Source organism: Pseudomonas sp. StFLB209 (assembly GCF_000829415.1).
Classification (GTDB): Bacteria; Pseudomonadota; Gammaproteobacteria; order Pseudomonadales; family Pseudomonadaceae; genus Aquipseudomonas.
This window is the reverse complement of record NZ_AP014637.1, coordinates 1,261,857-1,280,291: the sequence shown is the minus strand read 5'-3', so window position 1 is coordinate 1,280,291 and position 18,435 is coordinate 1,261,857. Positions and strand designations below refer to the sequence as shown.

General features: G+C 60.3%; 16 protein-coding genes. 8 read left to right on the top strand and 8 right to left on the bottom strand.

Translation table 11 applies throughout. The annotated features are described in order from the left end of the window. The first annotated feature begins 103 nt into the window (after positions 1-103). Complete coding sequence (gene bfr, locus PSCI_RS05895) at positions 104-568, top strand: bacterioferritin (RefSeq protein ID WP_045484066.1); 465 nt, start codon at positions 104-106, stop codon at positions 566-568. 142 nt (positions 569-710) lie between these two features. Here the strand turns inward: bfr and uvrA are convergent, their stop codons facing one another. Then, the gene (uvrA, locus tag PSCI_RS05890) at positions 711-3,545 is read right to left on the bottom strand and encodes an excinuclease ABC subunit UvrA (protein WP_045493892.1); all 2,835 of its coding nucleotides are present in this window, start codon (positions 3,543-3,545) and stop codon (positions 711-713) included. 128 nt (positions 3,546-3,673) lie between these two features. Between uvrA and PSCI_RS05885 the strand changes: the two genes are divergently transcribed. From PSCI_RS05885 to PSCI_RS05875, 3 genes are all read left to right on the top strand, one after another. Further along, positions 3,674-5,071, top strand: coding sequence for an MFS transporter (locus tag PSCI_RS05885; RefSeq protein ID WP_045484063.1), 1,398 nt, complete (start codon positions 3,674-3,676; stop codon positions 5,069-5,071). A gap of 9 nt (positions 5,072-5,080) precedes the next feature. Continuing rightward, positions 5,081-5,656, top strand: a complete 576-nt coding sequence (locus PSCI_RS05880; protein ID WP_045484060.1) for a single-stranded DNA-binding protein — start codon at positions 5,081-5,083, stop codon at positions 5,654-5,656. 79 nt (positions 5,657-5,735) lie between these two features. Next, positions 5,736-6,503: a TIGR01458 family HAD-type hydrolase gene (locus PSCI_RS05875; protein WP_045484056.1), complete on the top strand. Its 768-nt coding sequence runs from the start codon at positions 5,736-5,738 to the stop codon at positions 6,501-6,503. A 22-nt stretch (positions 6,504-6,525) separates the two neighbouring features. On the opposite strand, the gene PSCI_RS05870 is transcribed toward PSCI_RS05875, so the two are convergent. From PSCI_RS05870 to PSCI_RS05860, 3 genes are read right to left on the bottom strand one after another with little or no spacing between them, the layout of a single operon-like run. Continuing rightward, positions 6,526-6,927, bottom strand: coding sequence for a hypothetical protein (locus tag PSCI_RS05870; RefSeq protein ID WP_045484053.1), 402 nt, complete (start codon positions 6,925-6,927; stop codon positions 6,526-6,528). Between the two features lie 33 nt (positions 6,928-6,960). Continuing rightward, positions 6,961-8,214, bottom strand: a complete 1,254-nt coding sequence (locus tag PSCI_RS05865; protein ID WP_045484050.1) for an MFS transporter — start codon at positions 8,212-8,214, stop codon at positions 6,961-6,963. Beyond that, positions 8,211-9,509: a 3-keto-5-aminohexanoate cleavage protein gene (locus PSCI_RS05860; RefSeq protein WP_045484045.1), complete on the bottom strand. Its 1,299-nt coding sequence runs from the start codon at positions 9,507-9,509 to the stop codon at positions 8,211-8,213. The genes PSCI_RS05865 and PSCI_RS05860 overlap by 4 nt, the downstream gene beginning before the upstream one ends. A 201-nt stretch (positions 9,510-9,710) precedes the next feature. On the opposite strand from PSCI_RS05860, the gene PSCI_RS05855 reads away from it, so the two are divergent. The 4 genes from PSCI_RS05855 to PSCI_RS05840 all read left to right on the top strand — a co-directional run bounded on the left by PSCI_RS05855 (position 9,711) and on the right by PSCI_RS05840 (position 14,964). Beyond that, a complete protein-coding gene (locus PSCI_RS05855) occupies positions 9,711-10,694 on the top strand; it encodes a LysR family transcriptional regulator (protein ID WP_045484039.1) in 984 nt (327 codons plus the stop codon). A 162-nt stretch (positions 10,695-10,856) separates the two neighbouring features. Further along, the gene (locus PSCI_RS05850; RefSeq protein WP_045484038.1) at positions 10,857-13,049 is read left to right on the top strand and encodes a mechanosensitive ion channel family protein; all 2,193 of its coding nucleotides are present in this window, start codon (positions 10,857-10,859) and stop codon (positions 13,047-13,049) included. A 108-nt stretch (positions 13,050-13,157) separates the two neighbouring features. Next, entirely contained in the window at positions 13,158-14,042 is an 885-nt protein-coding gene (locus tag PSCI_RS05845) for a sugar nucleotide-binding protein (RefSeq protein ID WP_084709864.1), read from the top strand. After that, positions 14,035-14,964 carry an NAD-dependent epimerase/dehydratase family protein gene (locus PSCI_RS05840; protein WP_045484035.1) on the top strand — a complete coding sequence of 310 codons (930 nt, stop codon included), beginning with the start codon at positions 14,035-14,037 and terminating at the stop codon, positions 14,962-14,964. The genes PSCI_RS05845 and PSCI_RS05840 overlap by 8 nt, the downstream gene beginning before the upstream one ends. A gap of 75 nt (positions 14,965-15,039) precedes the next feature. On the opposite strand, the gene PSCI_RS05835 is transcribed toward PSCI_RS05840, so the two are convergent. From PSCI_RS05835 to PSCI_RS05820, 4 genes are all read right to left on the bottom strand, one after another. Next, positions 15,040-15,726: an OmpW/AlkL family protein gene (locus PSCI_RS05835; protein ID WP_045484014.1), complete on the bottom strand. Its 687-nt coding sequence runs from the start codon at positions 15,724-15,726 to the stop codon at positions 15,040-15,042. 149 nt (positions 15,727-15,875) lie between these two features. Continuing rightward, on the bottom strand, positions 15,876-16,397 hold the full coding sequence (locus tag PSCI_RS05830) for a DUF3299 domain-containing protein (protein WP_045493890.1): 522 nt from the start codon (positions 16,395-16,397) through the stop codon (positions 15,876-15,878). A gap of 11 nt (positions 16,398-16,408) precedes the next feature. Then, a complete protein-coding gene (locus PSCI_RS05825) occupies positions 16,409-17,674 on the bottom strand; it encodes an ABC transporter permease (RefSeq protein WP_045484010.1) in 1,266 nt (421 codons plus the stop codon). Between the two features lies 1 nt (position 17,675). Next, entirely contained in the window at positions 17,676-18,383 is a 708-nt protein-coding gene (locus PSCI_RS05820) for an ABC transporter ATP-binding protein (protein WP_045484007.1), read from the bottom strand. Positions 18,384-18,435 lie beyond the last annotated feature (52 nt).

The following is an 18,435-nucleotide window of genomic DNA, read 5'->3' as shown; positions in this document are numbered from 1 at the left end:
TAACCGATTTTCACTGCTTTTTATCGTTTTATTGCGCGAATGGCCGTGACCTCAAGAGAGGCTTGGTTCAAACTACAGCCTTTCTGTAGGGAGTAGTTTGGCGATGCAAGGCCATCCAGACGTCATTGATTACCTCAATACTTTGCTCACCGGCGAACTTGCTGCGCGTGACCAGTATTTCATTCACTCGCGCATGTACGAAGACTGGGGCTTCACCAAGCTCTACGAGCGCATCAATCATGAGATGGAAGAGGAGGCGCAGCACGCCGATGCGTTGATGCGCCGGATTCTCATGCTTGAAGGCACTCCGCGCATGCGCCCGGACGATCTGGATGTCGGTACGACTGTACCGGAGATGCTGGCCAGCGACCTGCGCCTGGAATACAAAGTGCGTGCTGCACTGTGTAAAGGCATTGAGCTGTGCGAAAAGCACGGTGACTACATCAGCCGCGACATCCTGCGCCTGCAACTGGCCGATACCGAGGAAGATCACACCTACTGGCTGGAAAAACAGCAAGGCCTGATCAAATCCATCGGCCTGCAGAACTACCTGCAGTCGCAGTTCTGACAGGCAGTAAATCATTAAAAAGCCCCTGCACATTGCTGTGACAGGGGCTTTTTTATTGGACTGCAAGCTATAAGCGGCAAGCTGCAAGAAAGTGCGGTGTTGCTTCTGCTTGCAGCTTATAACTTGAAGCTTGTAGCTGCCCTTAGGCGCGATCACGCTCCAGCAACGGCTTGAGATAGTGGCCGGTATGCGATTGCTCCATGGCCGCCACGTCTTCCGGCGTACCGGTGGCGATGATCTGGCCACCGCGTGATCCACCTTCAGGTCCCAGGTCGACCAGCCAGTCTGCGGTCTTGACCACATCCAGGTTATGCTCGATTACCACCACGGTGTTGCCGTGGTCGCGCAGACGATGCAGCACGTCGAGCAACTGCTGGATATCGGCAAAGTGCAGGCCGGTGGTTGGTTCATCAAGGATATACAAGGTCTTGCCCGTGTCGCGCTTGGACAGCTCGCGTGACAGCTTGACCCGTTGTGCTTCGCCGCCGGACAGCGTGGTTGCTGACTGACCCAGCTTGATATACGACAGGCCGACGTCCATCAGGGTTTGCAGCTTGCGCGCCAGAGCAGGTACGGCATCAAAGAACTCGCGGGCATCCTCGATGGTCATTTCCAGCACCTCGTGAATGTTCTTGCCCTTGTACTTGATCTCCAGGGTTTCGCGGTTGTAGCGCTTGCTCTTGCACACATCGCAGGGCACGTAGATGTCCGGCAGAAAGTGCATCTCTACCTTGATCAGGCCGTCACCCTGACAGGCCTCGCAGCGTCCGCCCTTGACGTTGAACGAGAAGCGGCCGGGGCCATAACCCCGCGAGCGCGACTCCGGTACCCCGGCGAACAATTCGCGAATCGGCGTAAACAGCCCGGTATAGGTCGCCGGGTTGGAGCGCGGTGTGCGGCCGATAGGGCTCTGGTCGATATCCACCACCTTATCCAGATGCTGCAGGCCGTTGATGCTGTCGTGAGCAGAGGCTTCCAGCGTGGTGGCACCGTTGAGTGCAGTGGCGGCGAGGGGGAACAGCGTATTGTTGATCAGCGTCGACTTGCCCGAGCCGGATACGCCGGTCACACAGGTCAGCAGGCCGATCGGAATTTCCAGATTCACGTTACGCAGGTTGTTGCCGCGTGCGCCTTTTAGGGTCAGCGACAGCTTCTTGTTGCGCGCTGTGCGTTTGGCCGGGACTTCGATCTTCACTCGGCCTGACAGATATTTACCGGTCAGCGAGTCGGGATGCGCCATGACTTCGGCAGGCGTGCCTTCGGCAACGATCTGCCCGCCATGTACGCCGGCGCCAGGACCGATATCCACCACGTAATCGGCCAGGCGGATCGCATCCTCGTCGTGCTCGACCACGATCACTGTGTTGCCGATATCGCGCAGATGCTTGAGGGTTGCCAGCAGTCGGTCGTTATCGCGCTGATGCAGGCCGATCGACGGCTCGTCGAGGATGTACATGACCCCGACCAGGCCGGCGCCGATCTGGCTGGCCAGACGAATACGCTGCGCCTCGCCACCCGACAGTGTGTCGGCGCTGCGGTCCAGGGTCAGGTAGTCCAGGCCGACGTTGACCAGAAATTGCAGACGCTCGCAGATTTCCTTGAGAATTTTCGCGGCGATCTCACCGCGCCGGCCTGTCATGGTCAGCCCGGCGAAATACTCGGCAGCGTCGCCAATCGGCATATTGGTCACGGCGGGCAGGGTCCGCTCACCGACCCACACATGCCGGGCTTCGCGGCGCAGGCGGGTACCACGACAGTCCGGGCAGGATTGGGTGCTGAGCAACTTGGCCAGCTCTTCGCGTACGGTGGCCGATTCGGTCTCCCGATAACGACGCTCCAGGTTCGGCACGATGCCTTCGAACGGGTGGGCGCGCTTGACGATATCGCCGCGGTCATTGAGGTAGCGGAAATCGACACTCTGCGTGCCACTGCCATTGAGCAGCACCTTCTGGATATCGGCTTTCAACTCCTTGAACGGCACCTCCAGGCTGAACTTGTAGTGCTGGGCCAGTGAGCCAAGCATCTGGAAGTAGTAGACGTTACGTCGGTCCCAGCCGCGTATCGCCCCCTCGGCCAGGGTCAACTCGGCATTGACCAGGCGCTTGACGTCGAAGAACTGTTTGACGCCCAGGCCGTCGCAGCTCGGGCAGGCGCCGGCCGGATTGTTGAAGGAAAACAGCTTGGGCTCCAGCTCGCTGATCGCATGACCGCAGATCGGGCAGGCGAAGCGCGCCGAAAAGATCATCTCTTCGCCTGGCTCGTCATCCATCGGTGCGACCAAGGCGATGCCATCGGCCAGTTGCAGGGCGGTCTCGAAAGATTCGGCCAGGCGCTGCTGGAGGTCGCCACGCACCTTGAAGCGGTCGACCACCACATCAATGGAGTGCTTCTTCTGTTTGTCGAGTTTGGGGACTTCATCGAGCTCATACAGGGTGCCGTCGACCCGGGCGCGGACGAACCCTTGAGCACGCAGCTCTTCGAACACCGACAGGTGCTCGCCTTTGCGCTCGCGCACCACCGGGGCCAGCAGCATCAGTTTGCGGCCTTCAGGTTCGGCCAGTACCAGATCGACCATCTGGCTGACGGTCTGGGCCTCCAGTGGGATATCGTGGTCCGGGCAGCGCGGCTGGCCGACCCGCGCATACAAAAGGCGCAGGTAGTCGTAGATTTCGGTGATGGTGCCGACGGTCGAGCGCGGGTTGTGTGAGGTGGATTTCTGCTCGATGGAGATGGCGGGCGACAGACCTTCAATGGTGTCGACATCGGGCTTTTCCATCATCGACAGGAACTGCCGGGCATAGGCCGACAGCGATTCGACATAACGGCGCTGGCCTTCGGCATATAGCGTGTCGAACGCCAGCGAAGACTTGCCGGAGCCTGACAGCCCGGTGATAACGATCAGCTTGTCGCGAGGAAGGGTCAGGTCGATGTTCTTCAGGTTGTGGGTCCGAGCCCCACGAATCAGGATTTTATCCACTGCGGCCTCGCTGGCGGGCATAAACGACGGAGTATACGGCTCCACGCCATTACGCGGCAAAGCGCCGCGTATGTGCCGTACCTCGTTGGGACTGGTAGAATCGCCGCCGGTTCACACGAGGTTTTTCCATGCAAGACTCCCATAGCGAACGCATGAGTGGTGCCGAGACCCGCGCGGCGGGCGGGCTGGCGCTGGTGTTCGCCTTTCGCATGCTCGGCATGTTCATGGTCCTGCCGGTGTTGTCCACCTATGGCATGGACCTGGCGGGCGCTACGCCAGCACTGATCGGCCTGGCCATCGGCGCCTATGGCCTGACCCAGGCCATTTTGCAGATCCCGCTGGGCTTTATCTCCGACCGCATCGGCCGACGCCCGGTGATTTACCTGGGGTTGCTGGTATTCGCACTCGGCAGCCTGGTGGCCGCGGGTGCCGATTCCATCGAAGGGGTGATTGCCGGTCGTGTGTTGCAAGGTGCCGGGGCAATTTCAGCCGCCGTCATGGCCTTGCTCTCGGACCTGACCCGGGAACAGCACCGCACCAAGGCCATGGCCATGATTGGCATGACCATCGGCCTGTCGTTTGCCATTGCCATGGTGATCGGCCCGGTGCTGACCAGTGCATTCGGCCTGTCCGGTCTGTTTCTTGCCACCGGCGCCATGGCGCTGCTGGGGATCCTGATCGTGGCGTTCATGGTGCCCAGGTCTTCGGGGCCGTTGATGCATCGAGAGTCCGGGGTCGACAAGGCAGCCCTGGGCGCGACCTTGCGCCATCCAGACCTGCTGCGTCTGGACCTGGGAATCTTCGTCCTGCATGCCATGCTGATGTCCAGTTTCGTGGCCTTGCCGCTGGCGCTGGTGGAAAAGGCCGGCCTGCCCAAGGAAGAGCATTGGTGGGTGTATCTCACGGCGCTGCTGGTGTCGTTCTTTGCCATGCTGCCGTTCATCATTTATGGCGAAAAGAAGCGCCGCATGAAGGCCGTGCTGATTGGCGCTGTTACGGTGCTGATGCTCTCTGAAATATTCTTCTGGGCTTTTGGCGACACGCTGCGAACGCTGGTGATCGGCAGCGTGGTATTCTTCACCGCGTTCAACCTGCTGGAGGCCACACTGCCATCGCTGATCAGCAAGGTTTCGCCGGCAGGCGGCAAAGGCACGGCCATGGGGGTGTATTCCACCAGCCAGTTCCTCGGCTCTGCGGTCGGCGGAATCATGGGCGGCTGGCTATTTCAGCAGGGCGGGCTGGACGTGGTGTTTCTGGGCTGCGCAGCGCTGGCGGCCATCTGGCTGATCGTTGCCATGAGCATGCGCGAGCCGCCTTACGTGACCAGCCTGCGCCTGCCGCTGTCGCCTGAGGCACAGCGAGAAACAGGCCTGGCACAACGCCTGAAGTCCGTACCGGGCGTAACAGATGCCGTGGTGGTTGCCGAAGAGGCGGCCATCTATATCAAACTTGATACAAAACTATTGGATCGCGCGTCGCTCGAAAAGCTGGTCAACAGTCCAGCCACTCAAACGTGTGAAGTCTAGGAGAACGTTATGGCCCGTGGGGTTAACAAAGTCATATTGGTCGGTACATGCGGCCAGGATCCCGAAGTCCGTTACCTGCCTAACGGCAACGCCGTGACCAACCTGAGTCTGGCTACCAGTGAACAATGGACCGACAAGCAGAGCGGCCAGAAGGTCGAGCGTACCGAATGGCACCGCGTCTCGCTGTTCGGCAAGGTCGCGGAAATTGCCGGCGAGTACCTGCGCAAAGGCTCGCAGGTCTACATCGAAGGCAAGCTGCAGACTCGCGAATGGGAAAAAGACGGCATCAAGCGTTATACCACTGAAATCGTCGTCGACATGCAGGGCACCATGCAACTGCTCGGTGGCCGTCCGCAGCAGGGCGACAACCAGGGTGGTGGCAACTACGGCCAGTCGCGCCCGCAGCAGTCACGTCCGGCTCCGGCGCCACAGCAGTCCTACGATCAGTCACCGCAGCATCAGTCTTACGACCAATCGCCACAACAGTCGTACAGCCAGCCGCAGCGTGAGTCGCGACCAGCGCCAAAACCGGCTCCGCAGCCGGCGGCCGACTTCGACAGCTTCGATGACGATATTCCGTTCTGACAAGCAACTGACTGCAAGCTGCCCTACAGTGAAAGCCCCCGCCCAGCGGGGGCTTTCGCATTGTGTAGAGGATATAAAGATGAACTGCAAAGGACTGCTACTCGATATCGAAGGCACGCTGACCCATCAGGGGGCGCTGATTGCCGGCGCGGCCGAGTCACTGGCCTGGCTGCATGAGCAAGGGCTCGACTATCGCCTGCTGACCAATATCACGGCACGCTCGCCTGCAACCATCAGTGCCGAACTCGCCGTGCTGGGTCTTGCCGTACCGGCGCAGCACATTCAAACCGCAACCACTGCCTGCGTTGCCTGGCTGCACACTCAGCAGGGGCGCAGCAGCTATCTGCTGGTGCCCGATTCGGTTCGGCCGCTGTTCGATGGACTGCTCATCAATGAGCGCAACCCCGACTATGTGGTGATCGGCGATATCGGTCAGGCCTTTTGCTACGACAACCTGAATCGGGTGTTTCGCCTGCTGAGCGGCGGCGCACGGTTGATTGCCCTGCAAAAGAATCCGTTCTGGTTTGCGGCAGATGGCCCGAGCCTGGATTGCGGCGCCTTCGTGGCGGCGCTGGAGTACGCCAGTGGGCAAACTGCGCAGGTTACGGGCAAGCCCTCGTCATTGTTCTTTGAGATGGCCCTGCAGTCGATCGGTTGCCAGGCCCGCGAGGTGTTGGTGATTGGCGATGATCCAGGCACCGATATGGCGGGCGCGTCAGGCATCGGGGCGCGCAGTGTGCGGGTACTGACCGGCAAGTCCGCTGGGCTGCAGCGCGACGACAGTGGTTTGGCGAGTTACTGCCTGGCATCGATTGCCGGCCTGCCGCAACTGCTCGTGCAGCTCTGACTGTAATCTGGCAGACGGCTGATCAGGCTGGCAGAGGTGCATCCACGATCAGCGCCGGGTCCAGATAGCGAATTCTCGGTTCAATGTGATAAGCCCCGCTTTCCGAATAGCGCAGGTAGCAGCGCCCGCACAACAGACATTCAGACACCTTGCAGCGGTTGTAGGGGTAGTAACGGGGCGCAATGGGGGCCTGCGTTGACCAGTAATGGGTGCCTGACGGGTGATACTCGTTGATGGTCAGATCTTCCTCGTCGGCGTTGCTCAGCGTGCCGATGTCCAGTAGATGATGGGCATTGGACGAGACCAGTGGACTTTCCCAGCCGGTAAGGACCTTGGTATTACATCGGCAACTGACTTCGATATTGCTGGCGCGCTGTGCCCGTTCCAGCAATTCAGGGAAATCAATGTAGCGAAGGGCAGTCATTGCCAGTCTTCCTTTGAGTGGTTACGCATCGGGTTATTTGCGTCCCCAGGCCAGCCTGGGAAAGCTCAAGGCATTGCGTGCGGAGATGACCAGCGCCACCAGCGTCATGACGATCAACAGGCTCCAGCCGGGAATGTAGCTGTGCGTCAGGTCTTTGAGTAAGCCCAGCGCAGGTGGCATGAGCACAATAGCGACCTGATTACAGGCCATGGCCAGTCCCAGTGCAAAACCGGTTTTGCTCGCCGGGGCGGACTCCGCGACATAGGCGACCCAGGGACCGTACCAGCCAAACCCGAAAAAGCCGAGCCAGCCTGCCAGCAGCGCCAGCAGGACGAAGGTATGCATAGGCATCCAGATCAGGGTCAACAGGCCAACGATAATGGCCAGCATGCAAGTCATAACGGGAAAGTAGCGCCCTGACTGACACCGGTCACTCCATGCCGCCAGGATGATCCGGCCCATTACCCCGGCCCCTTGGGCGATAAAGAGCAATGAGGCCGCCGCCGTGATGCTCAAGTCCAGTCGGTCGTACAGATACAGTGCGGTGAAAATCAGGATGCCGTATTGCACCGAGATCAGGCTGATCCCGGAGATCATGATCTGCTTCATCGCCGGCTCCTTCAGCATCGAGAAGCGCGATGCCAGGGTTGCCTTGAGATCCTGCGCAGCAGCTCGCGCCGGGCCTTGCTCGCCTGGGGCCGGGTTGGCGCTGCGGTAAAACAGCAGGAAGATCACGGCACCGGCAAGGGCCACCAGCCCGCCGGCCAGAAACGACCATTGCCAGCCCCAGCGGGTGGCAATATACGGCAGCATCGCGGCCGACAACGCGCCCCCCAGTGGCAGCCCGGCTTGGCGGATGCCCATCGCAAAGCCGCGCTGGTGCCTGGAGAACCAACTGGAAACCGATTTGCTGCCGCCTGGCTGAGCGGTGCTATAGCCGGCACCGACGATGATCAGAAACAGCAACAACATAAGGTAGCTGTTGGCGAACATCGCCGCACAGAGCGCCGCTGCCACAAGCAAGGTGCCGATACCGACAACCCAGCGCTCATCGAAACGATCCAGTAACTCACCCGCCACCAGCAGCCCCACTATCGGAATCAGCTGCGCGGCAGACACTAACAGGCCAATCTGCAAGACCGACAGGTGCCAGTCCTGTTGAATGAAAATCGCAATTGCGCCAATCCCTTGAACGAAGAAGCACGCACTGGCTTGGGCAATGGTGGCGATCAAGAGGATGACCCAGCGATAGTTTGATTGCTGGCGCGGGTTGTCTGTAGCGCTCATAGAACAGTTTCCTGATACAAGGAGGTCGGTCCACAGTCGCCCAGTGGCGTCTGGCGTTGGGTGGCCAGGTATTCCGTCCTGACCAGATCCAGCCCCATTCGATGAATGATGCTTTCCGGAGCCGTTTCTATGCTCGCGCCGTTGGCCGTGACCTGTTCAAGGGCGATATGCAGCAGTTGCAGATTATCGCCCATATGCACACGTCCCTCGTTATCCACGCTGTACGGCGTGTCCTCCATGCCCACACGAAGAATATCGACCTTGCTGTCGGGTTGCGCGGCATAGGTGGCCAGACGTCTGAGCGCACACATTGGCGTGCCTTTCTGTGGCCCTACATCGACAGGCTGGTAGTGCAGCTCGGCATGTTGTGGCATGACCGCAGCGCCAACAGTGATGGTCACCTTGCGCTTTATTTCGTTCGGGTTGGCCAGGTCGTATTCAAGGCTCTTGGCAATGTCGACGATATTGCAGAACTCTTCGTAGGTCTGAGGAAACGGCAGGCGACTCGAAAAACCGAACAGCAGGATGATATTCAACTGCCCCGAACTGCCCAGGCGCAGGGCCGGGTGTTCGACGGCAAATCGCGTCATGCCGTAACTGCGCGTCAGTTGCACCCATTCCACTTCATGGAACAGGCCCAGTTGTTGGCGTGCGGCAATGGCGTTGCGGTAGATCTGGAACTGGATCAACGGCGAGGTGCTGCCGTAATCAGCGCCTTTACTTGTAGAGTTTGTTTCCATGGTGGCTTTCACCACGCGGTCAGAGGGCGTGTAGCTGTTGATGTCCTGAGAAAACTGAGCGCTGGACAGGTACTCGATGTCAAACTTCCTCAGCTTTCTTTCCATGTCACAGATGACTTGCAGCTCGATGGCAGCCTGAATCGTCACGAAGTGGGCACCACCAAAGTGCAAAGGCAAGGCACACTGGCTGACGCGCTCCCATTCGCCGAATTTCTTGATGTTGTCTTGTACTTCACGACCATTGCGGCTGGCGCCAAAACTGAGCAGGGTGTCTTTGCAGGCGCGCTGAATGGTGCGGCTGACCGACTGATAAATCTCATTGTCGGTGGTCTGTTCCCGGGTCAGCGGGTTACGAGCGTGGTAGTGATAGTAGCGGCAGCCTGATTCATAGAGTTCGATCGCTTCGTCGACGATCGCTTGTTCGCTGGCATGAATGGTTGCCCCGGTGCAAATAGAGTCCAGCAGTTGATCACCCGTGATGTAATGATTGCGCGGCGTGAACTTGGCGCCCGTGGAAGCGCACCCGAGGATCAATGTCTTGTGTGGCGTACTCATCTGCACTTCCTTGTAAAAGTCATTCCATCTGACTGCCATCCGGGCAGCGTCCGCTTTTTAGCAGTACCGCTGACAGATGCCATTGCGGTTTTGGCAAGAGGCGTTGCAACAATGGCGGCGTCGGATGAGTGCGCAGCGCTTTGCCGCGCTGAATCGGTCATGCCATGATGCGGCGTCAACGGATATGGCGAGATTCGCAAGATGAGCGATCTTCGGACTTTGAAAGATTTCCTGGTGCTGGCGCGTATTCTCAGTTTTTCTCAGGCCGCTGAACGTTGCAATGTGACGACCTCAGGGTTGAGCCGACGCATAAACAGTCTTGAAGAGTGGTTGGGCGCACCGGTTTTTGATCGGTCCCGACACCGGCTTGAGCTGACCGATGCAGGCGAACAGTTGCAGGCCGCTGCGCTTGACGCGGTCGCGTTGCTGGACAACGCCAAAGCTGCAGTCGCCCGCGCCAGAGAGCACAAGCGCTTGCATATTTCCCTGGCAGCCCCGCATATCATGTCCAGGGCCTTCTTCCCTGACTGGCTGCCCAGAGTGCGCAATCAGTCGAGCGCTACACGGTTTTCGATTGACTTCGCCAACTTGCCTGGCTGTTTTCGCGCGTTATCTGATCGAAAGGCAGACTTCGTCGTCGCCTTTAGCGATGAGGGCAACGGTATCCGTGATTGTTTGTCAGGCGCCGTCGACTTTCAGCAGTTCGACATCCTGACGCTGGGCCATGAGCGCCTGGTCCCGGTCAGTGCCCCTGACATGCTGGGGGCGGCACTGAACAGTCTTGAGCCGGCGAGCGGTGAGGTATCTTATTTGCGCTATCAGCCTGAGTGCTCTCTGGGCTGGGCGCTGGAAAGAAAACTCGATATCGCAAAAAACCTGCCGGTGCTCACTGCCATTCATGACAGCTCGCTGGCCGATGGCTTGCATTCCATGGCGCTTATGGGACTTGGCGTGGCTTGGTTGCCATGGGCAATTGTCATCCAGGACATGGAACGAAAAAGGCTGGTTCGGGCGGGCGGGGAAGAGCATGACATCACCTTGAGTATCGAGCTGATTCGCCTTAAGCAGCCTCTGGAGACTCAGGCAGAGAAGTTCTGGCAGCATCTTTGTGAGATGGACCCGTCAATCAAAAAAAGCCGTCAGGTTCTCAGGGAGGCAGTGCACAGATCCGCGGTAAGCGTCTGATGGGCGCATGCCTAACGGCAACCTCCCGCTGTTGTCCTTGAAATGTCCTGCATCGCAATATCAGCCAATTTCTTGCCCACTCAGGCGAACTTTGCGGGTCGCGCAGGGATCAGTTCCTTGGGGATAAGCCCCATCGGATATCTGGATGGAGGAGAGTGCAGCGTGGCGGTTCAGTTAAAGATCCTGATTCTGTTAGTGGTGCTTTCGTTTGCGGGCAACCTGACCGTGCACGCTGCTGAAGTCCCGGCCCTGCCGCTCGGCGCTGCTGCTGCCGACAAGCCCGATGACAAGGCCGCCTCCGGGCCTGCCGAGAAAACTTCGGTCGAGGAGAAAAAGGAGCCTGAAACCGACAAACCCGCCGAGGCGGAACCGCCAGCCGCTGAAATCCTTGTCGAGGGCGGCCTGCTGGGGGCTCTGAGCAGCAGCATCGACGATGTTCAGCGAGCGCTGAATCTCAACGGTGACCTGGTCGATACCTGGCGGCTGCGTGCAGACCGGGCCGCCACAGAGCTCGACAAGCTGGTCAACAAGCCTTCGCAACGCAGCGCCTGGCAGATGGTGGGCGACTTTCTGGTGCTGTCGGTGGTCTGGATCGGTACATTTGTGCTGCTCCATGGTCTGGGGCGCTTTATCGCCAAACGCCTGAACCGGCGAGCCTTCATGAGGACCCGAACGCGCAGTCAGGCGCTGCTCAAGTACGTATTGCCGTTCACGGTTCCAGCGCTGATCTGCCTGCCCTTGACCCTGTATGTCAGCCAATTTCTACCGTCTTCGATTGGCCGGGCGCTGGCTTTGTGTTTTGCCTACGCCACCAGCAGCGGTGTGTTTTCGACCTCGGTACTGCTGTGCGTGATTGTCATGTTCAATGCCGGGCACAAGCGTACGGCGGTGAAGATCCTGCGTCGTTACACGCCGACGCCGCTGTTCGTCATCGGCTTTCTGGCGGCGCTCAGCGATGCCCTGACCAGCCCGCAGATCGCGCGGCAGATTGGCAGCAACGTCACGACCAGCATCGCGGTGTTCACTGGCCTGTTTGCCTCTGCGGTGTTCTGTGTGTTGGTTATCCGCATGCGCCGCCCGGTGGCACACCTGATTCGCAACCGGGCGCTGAGCAGCCGTATGCGCCAGCCAGCGCTGCAACAGTCGCTGAAGATCTTCTCCAACCTGTGGAATCTGCCGATTCTGTTGATGATCATGGTCTCGGCAATCAATCTGATCGGCGCTGGTGAGGACAGCCAAGAGACCCTGCGCTGCGCGCTGTTCACAACCTTGTTGCTGATTGCCACGGTGTTTCTCAGTACCGTGTTCCAGCACTTCTTCAAGCAGCCCTCGGACCCTGCGGTACGCACCGGCCATGCTTATAAAGCGCGCTTGCTCAGCCTGGTGTATGCCTGCCTGCGCATCGTGCTGGCGGTGACCTTCATTGAGGTGTTGGGGCGTATATGGGGCTTTTCGCTGTTCGAGTTCGCCCAGCGCAACAGCCTCGGCAGGGCGATCAGCGATTCGCTGAGCAGTATTGGCCTGATTTTCCTGGTGACCTGGCTGCTCTGGGTGGTCCTTGATACGGCGATTCAGGAAGCGCTCAAGCCGCCGGTCAACCATCGCTCCGGCCGCCAGCCCAGCACCCGGGTCAAGACCATTTTGCCGCTGCTGCGTAATGCGATAAAAATCATCCTCGTGGTGATCTGCGCCATTACCACCATGGCCAACCTGGGCATCAACGTTGCGCCATTGCTGGCGGGTGCCGGTGTCGTGGGCCTGGCAATCGGTTTCGGCTCGCAGCAACTGGTGCAAGATGTGATCACCGGCCTGTTCATCATCATCGAAGACACCTTTTCGGTCGGCGACTGGGTGGTGCTCAGCACCGGCCATTCAGGTACGGTCGAAAGCCTGACGATCCGCACGGTGCGCCTGCGTGACGGCAAAGGCTTTGTGCACTCGGTGCCGTTCGGCCAGATCAAGGCAGTCACTAACCAGTCGCGGCAGTTTGCCTATGCGTTCTTCTCGGTGCAGTTCACTTATGACACCGATATTGACGAGGCGCTGGCGCTGATCCGCGAGACCGGTCATTCGATCACTGAAGACATCCTGCTCAAGAACAACCTGCAAGGTCCGTTGGAGGTCTTCGGTGTCGACCGTATGGACCTCAACGGCGTGGTGCTGACCGCGCAGTTCCGCACCTCTTCAGGCGGGCAATACAGCGTTGGCCGAGCCTTTAACGAACGGCTCAAAAAGCGCGTTGACCAGCATCCGAAGGTCCACTTCGCCCAGACTTACCCGCAGATGGTCATGAACCCCGGAGCCGCGCACCGCCCGCCGGCGCTAGAAGGGCCACCAGCCCCTGCTGGCGCATGACGGCAAGGGCAGCGCACAACTGTTGGGCACCGGCGGGCAACGTGTTATGTTTGCAGGCGTTTTGAACCTGATGATTTGATAAAAACCGAGACCGAGCCTGCTGACTCTATGCGAATGCGCCTTATGCTGTTGGGCGGCGGGAATGCCCTCGGGCAGGCGCTGATACGACTGGGTGCCGAGGACGATATCGCGTTCCTCGCACCGCGTCCGCCGCAAGACGGCTGGGACGCAGCCAGCCTCACGCAACTGCTCGACGACACCCGCCCCGACGCCCTGATCAACCTGGCCTATTACTACGACTGGTTCCAGGCCGAAACTGTCAACGAAGCGCGCCTGGACGCCCAGGAACGCTCCGTAGAGCGCTTGGCCGAACTGTGCCAGCATCACGGTATTACCTTGCTGCAACCGTCCAGCTACCGGGTCTTCGACGGCTCGCGAGCGACTGCCTACAGCGAAAAGGACGAGCCGGTGCCGCTGGGCCTGCGCGGCCAGGCACTCTGGCGGATCGAGCAGAGCGTTCGCGCCGCGTGTCCGCAGCATGTGCTGGTACGCTTTGGCTGGCTGCTCGACGACAGCCCGGATGGCGTGCTCGGGCGTTTTCTGAGCCGCGCCAAGGACGCTGAAGAGTTGTTGCTGGCCGATGACCGACGCGGTAATCCGACGCCCGTCGATGACGCCGCGCGGGTCCTGCTCTCGGTGCTCAAGCAGCTCGACTGCGAGGCACCTCTGTGGGGCACCTATCACTACGCCGGCCACGAAGCCACCACGCCGATTGCCCTGGGCCAGGCGATTCTTACCGAGGCGCGGCTGTTGCACCCGCTGGCCATCGAAGCACCGACCGCACAGGCTCACGCGGCGCGGCCCGATGCAGCTGAAGAGCCGCAGCACGCGGTGCTGGCCTGCAAGAAAATCCTTCATACCTTCGGGATCAAGCCACGCGCCTGGCGCGCCGGGTTGCCCGTTCTGCTAGACCGGTATTATCGGCATGTCTGACGCTCCTATCCTGATTACCGGCGGTGCCGGTTTCATCGGCTCACATCTGGCCGACGCCCTGTTGGCCAAAGGTTACCCGGTCAGGATTCTCGACGACCTGTCCACCGGCAAGCGCAGCAACCTGCCGCTGGATAACCCCAACGTCGAACTGATCGAAGGTGATGTGGCTGACGCGGCACTGGTCGCACGCGCTGCCGTGGGTTGTCAGGCGGTAGTGCATCTGGCCGCTGTGGCTTCGGTACAGGCTTCGGTGGACGACCCGGTAAAGACGCACCAGAGCAACTTCATCGGGACCCTGAACGTCTGTGAGGCCATGCGCGAGGCGGGCATCAAGCGGGTGGTGTTCGCCTCCAGTGCTGCTGTGTACGGTAACAATGGCGAAGGCGAGCCGATCAGCGAAGACACCCCCAAGGCGCCGCTGACTCCCTATGCCAGCGACAAACTGTCCAGCGAGCATTACCTGGATTTCTATCGCCGTCAGCATGCGCTGGAGCCGGTGGTGTTCCGCTTCTTCAACATCTTCGGGCCACGCCAGGACCCGTCCTCGCCGTACTCGGGGGTGATCAGCATCTTCGCCGAGCGCGCCACCCAGGGTAAGCCGATCAGTGTGTTCGGCGATGGCGAGCAGACCCGCGATTTCTTCTACATTGGCGATCTGGTCAAGCTACTGGTCCAGGCACTGGAGCAGCCGACAGTTGAAGAGGGCGCGATCAACGTCGGCCTGAACCAGACCACCTCGCTCAATCAGTTGCTGGCGGCTCTGAAGGATGTGGTTGGCAGCCTGCCAGAGGTGAGCTATCAGCAGGCGCGCCCTGGTGATATCCGCCATTCCCGGGCCAATAACCAGCGCCTGTTGCAGCGTTTCACCCTCGAAACGCCGATGCCGCTGACTGACGGCCTGGCCAGGCTGTTGGGGCGCTGAATAGCGCTTGATGCAACGCTACAAAAAAGGCACTTCATCACTGAAGTGCCTTTTTTATTTATCCGGTGTGCCGGCTCAGAACTTGTAACCCACACCCACCATGTAAACCCACGGGTCGATATCCACATCCACCTTGGTCTTGCCAACACTCAGCGCTGACGGACCGTCGACGCTGGCCTTGGTGTCGATGTCCACGTACCACACCGAGGCGTTGAGCATGACGTGATCGGTCAGTTGGTAATCCACGCCCACCTGACCGGCCAGGCCCACCGAGTCCTTGAGCTTAAGGTTGCTGAAGCCCTGGTCCTTGCGGTTACCCGCCAGGTCGGTATCGAAGAATTTGGTGTAGTTGATGCCCACGCCGACATACGGCTGGAAGGCAGACGAGGCGGCCATTGGGTAGTACTGCAGCGACAGGGTTGGTGGCAGTTGCTTGATATCGGCCAGCTTGCCATCCAGACCTGGGCCGAGGCCATGAACCGAGACGGTGTGGCTGAACGGTGTAGCGGCCAGCAACTCGATACCGACATGCTCGGTCAGCATGTAGGCAAAGGTCAGGCCCAGTTGGTTTTCGCCATCAACCGAGGCTTTGGTGCCGGAAACCTTGCTGCCATCCAGACGCACTTCACCGCTGTCTTCATGCGGGTCGACGTGGGCAACGCCGGCACGCACGATGAAATCACCGGCCTGGTGAGCATGGGCAACCAGCGGGGCGGCGAGGGCGAGTGCACAAAGGGATGCGCACAGCAGGGACTTGTTCATCAAAGGCTCCAGAGCGGTTAAAAAGTCTGGAGCCATGTTAAAAAAGCGTCTGCGTCGCGGTTTTGACTCAGCTCAATGAAAGTGTGATGACACTCAGAGGGTGTCTACAAAATGGCTGCACTCGGCAACACTGCGTTGAAATCGACCTTTCAGGAATCCGACAGTTCGTAGACAAAAATCTTGTCTGCCACCATCTGGTAGCCGGCCTCGGCCAGTTCGCTGCTGGTATGTTTGGCCTGCATCGGTCCTTCGATCCAGTACGGCTGGTACAGCTCTTCGACCTTCACGCCCAGCTCGCTGGTGACATGCACGATCTGATTGGCCGGTGGTGGTGGTACGTGGATGCAGGCGCCAAAGAACGGCACCAGCAGAAACTCGGTCACCCGGCCTTCCTCGCTGACTTCCAGTGGCACGATATAACCCGGCAGGCGCACCAGTTTGCCGTCCAGCGCTTTGACCACCGGCGCGTCGGGGGCTTGCTGGTGGGCGGCGGGGGCTGATTCCATGCTCAGCGCGTCGGCCATTTTCGACAGGTCATGGATCGGCTGGGTGATTGGCGTCACCGGCGGCGCGTCTGCTGGAATCATGTCGTTCCAGGTCAGCACGCGGGGCTCGGCCGCCCAGGACGACAGGGGGACCGAAAGCAACAGGGCAAGCAGCAGGCGCCGCATGATCAACATCCTCATAAACGAATCGAAAGCCCGTCGGCCAGTGACTGACGATAGGCACGCCAGGCTGGCACCACACCCATCACCAGCGCAGCGCCCAGAATGCCAGCAAGCAGGCTCCATTCATATTGGCTGGGCGAGGAAAGCGGCAGATACAGACCGTATTCGGACTGGACGTAACCTTGTGCGGCGGCGATGCCGGTGTACAACAGCGCAAGCCCAGCCAATACGCCAATCAGGGCCAAGGCAAAGGCTTCCAGAATCAGCAGGCTGGCGACATGCCAGGGGCGTGCGCCCACCGAGCGCAGGATCGCCATTTCCCGGCGCCGCTCGTTGAGGCTGGTCAGGATGGCCGTGAGCATGCCGATCAGCCCGGTCAGCACCACGAACAGCGAGATCACGAACAGCGCTTTCTCAGCCGTGCCCATCAGGCTCCACAGCTCCTGCAAGGCCACGCCCGGCAGGATCGCCAGCAGCGGTTCACCCCGGTACTCGTTGACTTCACGCTGCAGGGTAAAGGTCGAAATCTTGCTGTTCAGGCCGAGCATCATGGCGGTGATCGCCGTGGGCGTCAGGTCCATATTGCGCGCCTGGTCGGCGGAGATTTGTTGGTTGCCGCGCGCGGGTACGCCGTTGTGCCAGTCGATGTGAATCGCCTCCATGCCGCCGAGGCTGATGTGCAGGGTGCGGTCCACCGGCGTGCCGGTGCGCTTGAGAATGCCCACCACGGTAAAGGGCTTGTCGTCGTGCTTGACCAGGCTGATGGTGGCCACACCATGGGCCAGCACCAGTTTGTCGCCCAACTGGTAATGCAGCGCCTCGGCCACCTCGGCGCCCAGCACCACCTCGAAAGGGTCGGTCTGGAATGCGCGGCCCTGGGCCAGTTCCAGCGGTTGCTGGCGGCCGTAGCGGTAGTGCTCGAAGTACGCCTCGCTGGTGCCCATCACCCGATAGCCACGGTGCGAGTCGCCCAGGGAAATCGGAATTGCCCACTTTACCTGACGATGCTGGGCGAAGTGTTCGAAGCTCTCCCAACGAATATTGTTGGTCGCGTTGCCAATGCGGAACACCGAGTACAGCAGCAGGTTGACCGAGCCGGAGCGGGCGCCAACGATCAGATCAGTACCGCTGACGGTGCTGGCGAAGCTGCTGCGGGTCTCGGTGCGTACCCGTTCCACGGCCAGCAGCAGGCACACCGACAAGGCGATGGCGAAGGCGGTCAGGAATGCGGTGAAGCGGCGGTTGGCCAGGCTGGCCATGGCCAGGCGAAACAGATACATCTCAATTCTCCACGGCGGCGGCGCGATTGAGTTCGGCCAGCGACAGGCTGCGGTTGAACAGCGGCGCCAGGCTCTGGTCATGGCTGACGAACAACAGGCTGGAGCCGGCGGCACGGCACTCGGCGAACAGCAGTTGCAGGAAGGCCTCGCGGGCGTCGGCGTCCAGCGCCGAGGTCGGCTCGTCGGCGATTACCAGCTCCGGCTGGCCAATCAATGCGCGGGCGGCGGCGACCCGCTGTTGCTGGCCGATCGACAGCGAGTCGGCGCGACGTTCCTGCAAGGTCGCATCGTGCAGGCCCAGATGGCTCAGCAGCTCGCTGGCTGCCTTGGCCACTGACCCATGACGCTGGCTGGCGCGACCTGCACGGACTTTGGAAAAGTGGCAGGGCAGTTCGACGTTCTCCCGTACCGACAGAAACGGCAGCAGGTTGAACTGCTGAAAAATATACCCGGTGTGGTCGACCCGGAAGCGGTCGCGAGCGGCGGCTGACAGCCCGGTCAGCTCTTGCCCCAACAGCCGGACACTGCCGCTGACCGGCGTCTGCACACCGCCCAGCAGGCCCAGCAGAGTGGTTTTGCCGCTGCCACTGGGGCCTTTGAGAAACAGTGTTTCGCCAGCCTCCAGACGAAAAGCCGGGATGTCCAGCAACTGTGGTTGGCCGGGCCAGTTAAAGCCCAGTTCGCTCAGCTCGATAAGTGCCTGGTTCATGCCCTGACTCTCAAATGGGGAAAACGAAACGACCGGGCAAGCCCGGTCGCTG

Coding starts and splice junctions, on each gene's coding strand:
- PSCI_RS05825 (WP_045484010.1), bottom strand. CDS start 17,674: ATGTATCTGTTTCGCCTGGCCATGGCCAGCCTGGCCAACCGCCGCTTC.
- PSCI_RS05835 (WP_045484014.1), bottom strand. CDS start 15,726: ATGAACAAGTCCCTGCTGTGCGCATCCCTTTGTGCACTCGCCCTCGCC.
- bfr (WP_045484066.1), top strand. CDS start 104: ATGCAAGGCCATCCAGACGTCATTGATTACCTCAATACTTTGCTCACC.
- PSCI_RS05860 (WP_045484045.1), bottom strand. CDS start 9,509: ATGAGTACGCCACACAAGACATTGATCCTCGGGTGCGCTTCCACGGGC.
- PSCI_RS05840 (WP_045484035.1), top strand. CDS start 14,035: ATGTCTGACGCTCCTATCCTGATTACCGGCGGTGCCGGTTTCATCGGC.
- PSCI_RS05830 (WP_045493890.1), bottom strand. CDS start 16,397: ATGCGGCGCCTGCTGCTTGCCCTGTTGCTTTCGGTCCCCCTGTCGTCC.
- PSCI_RS05855 (WP_045484039.1), top strand. CDS start 9,711: ATGAGCGATCTTCGGACTTTGAAAGATTTCCTGGTGCTGGCGCGTATT.
- PSCI_RS05820 (WP_045484007.1), bottom strand. CDS start 18,383: ATGAACCAGGCACTTATCGAGCTGAGCGAACTGGGCTTTAACTGGCCC.
- PSCI_RS05885 (WP_045484063.1), top strand. CDS start 3,674: ATGCAAGACTCCCATAGCGAACGCATGAGTGGTGCCGAGACCCGCGCG.
- PSCI_RS05875 (WP_045484056.1), top strand. CDS start 5,736: ATGAACTGCAAAGGACTGCTACTCGATATCGAAGGCACGCTGACCCAT.
- PSCI_RS05880 (WP_045484060.1), top strand. CDS start 5,081: ATGGCCCGTGGGGTTAACAAAGTCATATTGGTCGGTACATGCGGCCAG.
- PSCI_RS05870 (WP_045484053.1), bottom strand. CDS start 6,927: ATGACTGCCCTTCGCTACATTGATTTCCCTGAATTGCTGGAACGGGCA.
- PSCI_RS05865 (WP_045484050.1), bottom strand. CDS start 8,214: ATGAGCGCTACAGACAACCCGCGCCAGCAATCAAACTATCGCTGGGTC.
- PSCI_RS05845 (WP_084709864.1), top strand. CDS start 13,158: ATGCGAATGCGCCTTATGCTGTTGGGCGGCGGGAATGCCCTCGGGCAG.